Source organism: Mesorhizobium sp. M8A.F.Ca.ET.021.01.1.1 (genome assembly GCF_003998025.1).
Classification (GTDB): domain Bacteria; phylum Pseudomonadota; class Alphaproteobacteria; order Rhizobiales; family Rhizobiaceae; genus Mesorhizobium.
This window is the reverse complement of record NZ_RZSJ01000399.1, coordinates 1-5,851: the sequence shown is the minus strand read 5'-3', so window position 1 is coordinate 5,851 and position 5,851 is coordinate 1. Positions and strand designations below refer to the sequence as shown.

Annotated in this window: 5 protein-coding genes; all 5 read left to right on the top strand. The window is 63.3% G+C overall.

Annotation, left to right across the window (positions count from 1 at the left end; translation table 11 throughout):
- Nucleotides 1-2,354: FAD-dependent oxidoreductase (locus tag EOA36_RS25085; protein ID WP_145969299.1), on the top strand; the 2,354-nt coding region annotated here is incomplete at its 5' end.
- Nucleotides 2,355-2,448: 94 nt separating this feature from the next.
- On the top strand, nucleotides 2,449-3,297 hold the full coding sequence (locus EOA36_RS25080; RefSeq protein ID WP_189343743.1) for a DUF1194 domain-containing protein: 849 nt from the start codon (nucleotides 2,449-2,451) through the stop codon (nucleotides 3,295-3,297).
- A gap of 113 nt (nucleotides 3,298-3,410) precedes the next feature.
- Nucleotides 3,411-4,361 carry an ABC transporter substrate-binding protein gene (locus EOA36_RS25075; RefSeq protein ID WP_127279860.1) on the top strand — a complete coding sequence of 317 codons (951 nt, stop codon included), beginning with the start codon at nucleotides 3,411-3,413 and terminating at the stop codon, nucleotides 4,359-4,361.
- Between the two features lie 68 nt (nucleotides 4,362-4,429).
- Nucleotides 4,430-5,203, top strand: a complete 774-nt coding sequence (locus tag EOA36_RS25070; protein ID WP_127279859.1) for an ABC transporter permease — start codon at nucleotides 4,430-4,432, stop codon at nucleotides 5,201-5,203.
- Nucleotides 5,200-5,851, top strand: a 652-nt coding sequence (locus EOA36_RS25065) for an ABC transporter ATP-binding protein (RefSeq protein WP_145969298.1), incomplete at its 3' end; no start/stop codon positions are given. The genes EOA36_RS25070 and EOA36_RS25065, both read left to right, overlap by 4 nt.

Here is a 5,851-nt window from a genome sequence, read left to right as displayed (position 1 = left end):
CGCTCTATTCGATCGATTTCTACGAGAAGATGGGCCATTACGCGCGTGTCGGCGGCCTCGAGGTCGCCCGCGTCGGCGACGACAGCCGCATGGACGAGATCAAGCGCAAGATCGCTTCGGCCAAGGCCTTCGGCACGCGCGCCCGGCTGATCGAACCAGCCGAGATCAAGGAAAAATTCCCGCTGATCGAACAGGATCTGGTGCAGGGCGGCCTGTGGGATCCGGACGCCGGCCTCGTCATCCCGCGCTCGCAGACGGTTGCCGGCAAGCTGGTCGACCAGGCGGAAGCGTCCGGCAAGCTCAAACCCTTCGCCAACACGCCGGCGAAGTCGCTTGTCGTCAAGGACGGCCGCATCAGCGCCGTGGTGACCGACCGCGGCACGATCGAGGCCGACTATGTCATCGTCTGCGCCGGCATCTGGGGACGGCTGATCGCCGAGATGGTCGGCGAGGATCTGCCGGTCATGCCGATCGACCATCCGCTGACCTTCTTCGGGCCCTACACCGAATTTGCCGGCACCGGCAAGGAGATCGGCTGGCCACTGCTGCGCGACCAGGGCAACTCGGCCTATATGCGCGACACCGGCGACCCCAAGACCGCCGAGGGCGGCCAGATCGAATGGGGCTATTACGAGGAGACCAATCCGCGCCTCTGCCACCCGCGCGATCTGCTTGAGAAGGACCAGGCACGGCTGTCGCCGTCGCAGCGCGATCTCGACATGGAGCAGATCCTGGCGCCGCTGGAACGCGCCATGGAACTGACGCCGATCCTGGGCGAACTCGGCTACAACGAGGGCCATTCCTTCAACGGCCTGCTGCAGGTGACCGCCGATGGCGGGCCGTCGATGGGCGAGAGCCAGAAGGTGAGGGGTCTCTGGTACGCCGTCGCCATCTGGGTCAAGGACGGCCCCGGCATGGGCAAGCTGATCGCCGACTGGATGACCGACGGCCGCACCGCGATCGACCATCACGCCATCGATTATGCACGCTTCTACCTGCATCAGACCAAGGAGCAGTTCATCTGGGATCGCTGCACCGAGACGGCGATGAAGGTCTACAATCCGGCGGTGCATCCGCGCGAACCCTTCTCCAAGGGCCGCAACATCAGGCGCTCGCCGTTCTGGGAGCGCGAGAAGGAACTCGGCGGCTATTTCATGGAGCTCGGCGGCTGGGAGCGCGCGCATGGTTACGCCGCCAACGAGCATCTGCTCGAGAAGTATGGCAACCGGGTGCCCGTGCGCGAGAACGAGTGGGACAACCGCCACTTCTGGCGCGTCTCGAACGCAGAGCATTTGGCGATGAGCGAGGATTGCGGCATCGTCAACCTCTCGCATTTCTCGATGTATGACATCGAGGGACCCGACCATGTCGCACTGCTGGAATGGCTGTGCGCGGCCAAGATCGGCGGCGACAACAACATCGGCAAGGGCATCTACACCCACTTCCTCGATGAGGAAGGCATGGTGCGCGCCGACTTCACCGTGATCCGCATGGCCGACCGCTGCCGGCTGATCGACGGCGCCGATGCCGGGCCGCGCGACTTCCAGTACATGCGCCGCACGGCTCAGGACAAAGGGTTCGATGTCACCATCACCGATGTGACCGAGAGGTACGTCACCATCGGCATCTGGGGGCCGAACGCCCGCACCACCTTGCAAAAGGTCGTCGAGAACCCGGATGGGCTTTCACCGGAGAATTTTCCATTCGCGGCGATCAAGCCGGTCCGCATCGGCGGCAAGGATGTCACCGCGTTCCGCATATCCTATGTCGGCGAGCAAGGCTGGGAACTGCATATGCGCTACGAGGATGGCCTCGCCGTCTGGGACGCGCTGCGCTCGACCGGCGTCATGCCGTTCGGTGTCGAGACCTATGCCAACACCCGCCGCATGGAAAAGAGCCTGCGGTTGCAGAATGCCGACCTCTTGACCGAGTACAATCTGCTGGAGGCCGATCTCGCCCGTCCGAAGGTCAAGGAGAACGATTTCTGCGGCAAGGCCAAGCATGTCGAATACCGCGAACGCGCGCATCAGCCGGCCATGCTGTGCACGCTGGTGATGACCGAGAATACGGATTCCAGGGGTGTTGCCCGTTATCCCGTCGGCATCATGCCGGTGATTGACCCGGAGAGCGGAGAAACGCTGGTCGACGAACTCGGCCGTCGCTCCTTCACCACATCGGTCGCCTACGGCCCGACGATCGGCAAGAACATCGCGCTCGCCTATCTGCCCTGGGCCTATGCGCAGGAGGGCCGCAAGCTCATGGTCGAGTATTTCGGCGAGACCTATCCGGTCGAAGTCGTCGGCGTCGGTTACAGGCCGCTTTACGACCCGGAAAATCTGAAGCCGCGGAGCTGATCGCCCAGCGGTAGGGCTCGCATAGATTGGATCAGCCCGACCACGGCCGGGCTTTTCTCTTTTTCGGTGGACGATTCTCGCTTACCCTTGCGCAATGTCTGGTTTGCCCTGCGCAAGACATCTGCTTTCCGCCTCTGCTGCACTGGCGTTGGTGCTCTGGCTGGCGCCAACGTCCCGCGCGGACGAGCCGGTCGATGTCGAGCTGGTGCTGGCGGTGGACGTTTCGCTGTCGATGTCGGCGGAGGAGCTGGAGATTCAGCGCCATGGTTACGCGGCGGCGCTGACGCATGACAATGTGCTGCAGGCGATCGCCGATGGCGCCTATGGCAAGATCGCCGTCACCTATGTCGAATGGGCCGGCACCAGCTGGCAACGCGTCATCGTGCCGTGGACGGTGATCGCGACCCGGGCCGACGCGGAGCGGGTGGTGGCGCAATTGTCGGCCCAGCCGCCCAACAGCGCGCGGCGCACCTCGATCTCCGGCGCGCTTGAGTTCGGCAGCGACCTTTTCGCCGAAAGCGGCTACCAGGGAACCAAGCGCGTCATCGACATTTCGGGCGACGGGCCAAACAACCAGGGCGCGCCGGTCAATCTCGTCCGCGACGGGGTGGTCAGGCAAGGCATCGTCATCAACGGCCTGCCGCTGATGACCCGAGGCGGCTTTTCCGGCGTCTATGACGTCAACGATCTCGACCGCTACTACAGTGATTGCGTCATCGGCGGCGCCGGCGCCTTCATGATCCCGGTCAACGACTGGACGCAATTTCCCGAAGCCATCCGCCGCAAGCTGGTGCTGGAGCTTGCCGGCCCAGCGTCACCGCAATGGGCGGCGGCGGAGGCGGATCACCCGCCGGTGGTGCTGGCGCAGGACAAGTCCGCCGCCGACTGCCAGATCGGCGAGAAAATGTGGCGCAACCGCAACTGGATGCCCGACAGCCGGTAGGGCAATCCCAAACCGGGTTGTCGGCTGCTTTCCGCGCGAACACGTTCCTGTTGATTGACAAGCCCATCGGCCTCTGTGAACAATTTCCCCCAGAAAAACAAAGGGGAACTGATATGAACAGGATAACCGTATTTGCCGCGACATTGACGCTTGCCGCGGGCTTATCCGCTCCGGTGATGGCCGCCACGTCACTCACCATCGGCATTAGCGGCTGGACCGGCTTCGCGCCGCTGACACTCGCCAAGCAGGCAGGGCTGTTCGAGAAACATGGACTCGACGTGACCTTGAAGAAGGTGCCGCAGGCCAGCCGGCCGCTTGCCATCGCCAGCGGCGACCTGCAATGCGCCGCCACCACGGTCGAGACCTGGCTGGTCTGGAACGCCAGCGGGGTGACCACCAAGCAGATTTTCCAGCTCGACAAATCCTATGGTGCCGACGGCATCGTGGTGCGCAACGACATCAAGACCGTCGCCGATCTCAAGGGCAAGAACGTAGCGTCCTCCGCGCCGGGAACGTCGCCCTATTTCATGCTGGCCTGGGTGCTGAACAAGAACGGCATGTCGACCAAGGACGTGACGGTCGTCAATCTCGAGCCTGACGCGGCGGCACAAGCCTTCCTCGCCGGCCAGAATGACGCGGCTGTTACCTATGAGCCTTTCATCTCGGCCGTGCGCGACAAGGCCGACCAGGGCCATATCCTGGCGACCACGCTCGACTATCCGATGGTTCTCGATACGGTCGGCTGCACGCCCGAATTCCTCAAGGCCAATCCCGACGCCGCCAAGGCGCTTGCCGACAGCTATTTCGATGCGCTCGACCTGATCAAGAAAGATCCGCAGAAATCCTACGAGATCATGGGCGCCGACGTGAAACAGTCGGCCAAGGAATTCGAGGATTCGGCGAAGTACCTGAAATGGGCCGACAAGGCCGACAACAAGCAGTTCTTCACCAAGGAATTCCAGGACTTTTCCAAGACCGCCGGCGACCTGCTGCTGCAGATGGGGCTGATCAAGGAGGCGCCCGACGTCGCCACGCTGGCCGACACCAGCGCCGTGGCGAATTGACGGCTCAACCCCTGGATACCGTGCGGTGGCGCAGAGCGCCGCCGCCTTCCTGCTGACAAAGGACGAAGATGCGCCCCTTGCATCCTGTCTCGCCGGGCCTGCGAACAGTGCTCGGCATTTCCTTCTTCGTGCTGTTCGTGGTTTTCTGGGCCTGGATCACGCTTGGTGGCAACGTCAACCGCATCTTCCTCGCCGATCCGCTGTCGATGCTGCGGGATGGCTGGCGGCTGCTGGTCGAGGATCGTTTCTGGCTCGACATACTGATCACCATCTGGCGGGTCTTCGGCGGCTTTGTGCTGGCCTCGGTCGTCGCCGTGCCGCTCGGCATCGCCATGGGCGCCTGGAAGCCGGTGGAAGCCTTTCTGGAGCCGTTCGTCTCCTTCGCCCGCTATCTGCCGGCTTCGGCCTTCATTCCGCTGCTCATCCTGTGGGCGGGCATTGGCGAACTGGAAAAACTGCTCGTCATCTTCGTCGGCTCGGTGTTCCAGATCATCCTGATCATTGCTGTCAAGGTCGGATCAACGCGGCGTGACCTGGTCGAGGCGGCCTATACGCTGGGCTCGACCAACAACAGTATTGTCAAGCGGGTGATCATGCCGGCCAATGCGCCCGAAATCGCCGAGACGCTGCGGCTGGTGCTCGGCTGGGCCTGGACCTACGTCATCGTTGCCGAACTGATCGGCTCGTCGTCGGGCATCGGCTATATGATCATCAACAGCCAGTCGCGGCTGGCGACGGGGCAGATCATCTTCGGCATCATCGTCATCGGGCTGATCGGGCTGTTGTCCGACTTCGCTTTCAAGGCGTTCAACCGCTGGCTCTTTCCGTGGAGCCTGGCGTGAGCAAGCTTCTCATCGAGGGTGTGTCGCGCACCTTTGCCGGCGTGCGAGGCGCAGAACCCGTCAGGGCGCTGATGCCGGTCGACCTGGCGGTCGCGGCCAATGACTTCATCACCATTCTGGGGCCGTCGGGTTGCGGAAAGTCGACGCTGTTGCGGATCGTCGCCGGTCTGGAGGCGCCAAGCGAAGGCCGCGTTCTGCTTGACGGCAAGGCGGTGACGAGACCGGGACCGGACCGCGGCATGGTCTTCCAGTCCTACACGCTGTTTCCCTGGCTCACGGTCGCCGAAAATATCGCCTTTGGCTTGCGCGAACGCGGCATGGCCGAAGAGGAGCGGGACGGGATCGTCGCCTCCTATGTTGATCTCGTCGGCCTGAAAGGGTTCGAGAACCATTGGCCGAAGCAGCTTTCCGGCGGCATGCAGCAGCGCACGGCGATCGCCCGGGCGCTGGCCAACGATCCGGAAATCCTGTTGCTGGACGAGCCGTTCGGGGCTCTGGACAACCAGACGCGCGGGCTGATGCAGGAATTGCTGCTCGGCATATGGGAACGGCGCAAGAAGACGGTGCTGTTCGTCACCCACGACATCGAGGAGGCGATCTTCATGGCTTCGCGCGTGATCGTGATGACGGCGCGGCCCGGCCGCATCA

Excerpts from the sequence above, each read along its gene's own strand:
- EOA36_RS25080 (WP_189343743.1), top strand. The coding sequence starts at position 2,449 with ATGTCTGGTTTGCCCTGCGCAAGACATCTGCTTTCCGCCTCTGCTGCA.
- EOA36_RS25075 (WP_127279860.1), top strand. The coding sequence starts at position 3,411 with ATGAACAGGATAACCGTATTTGCCGCGACATTGACGCTTGCCGCGGGC.
- EOA36_RS25070 (WP_127279859.1), top strand. The coding sequence starts at position 4,430 with ATGCGCCCCTTGCATCCTGTCTCGCCGGGCCTGCGAACAGTGCTCGGC.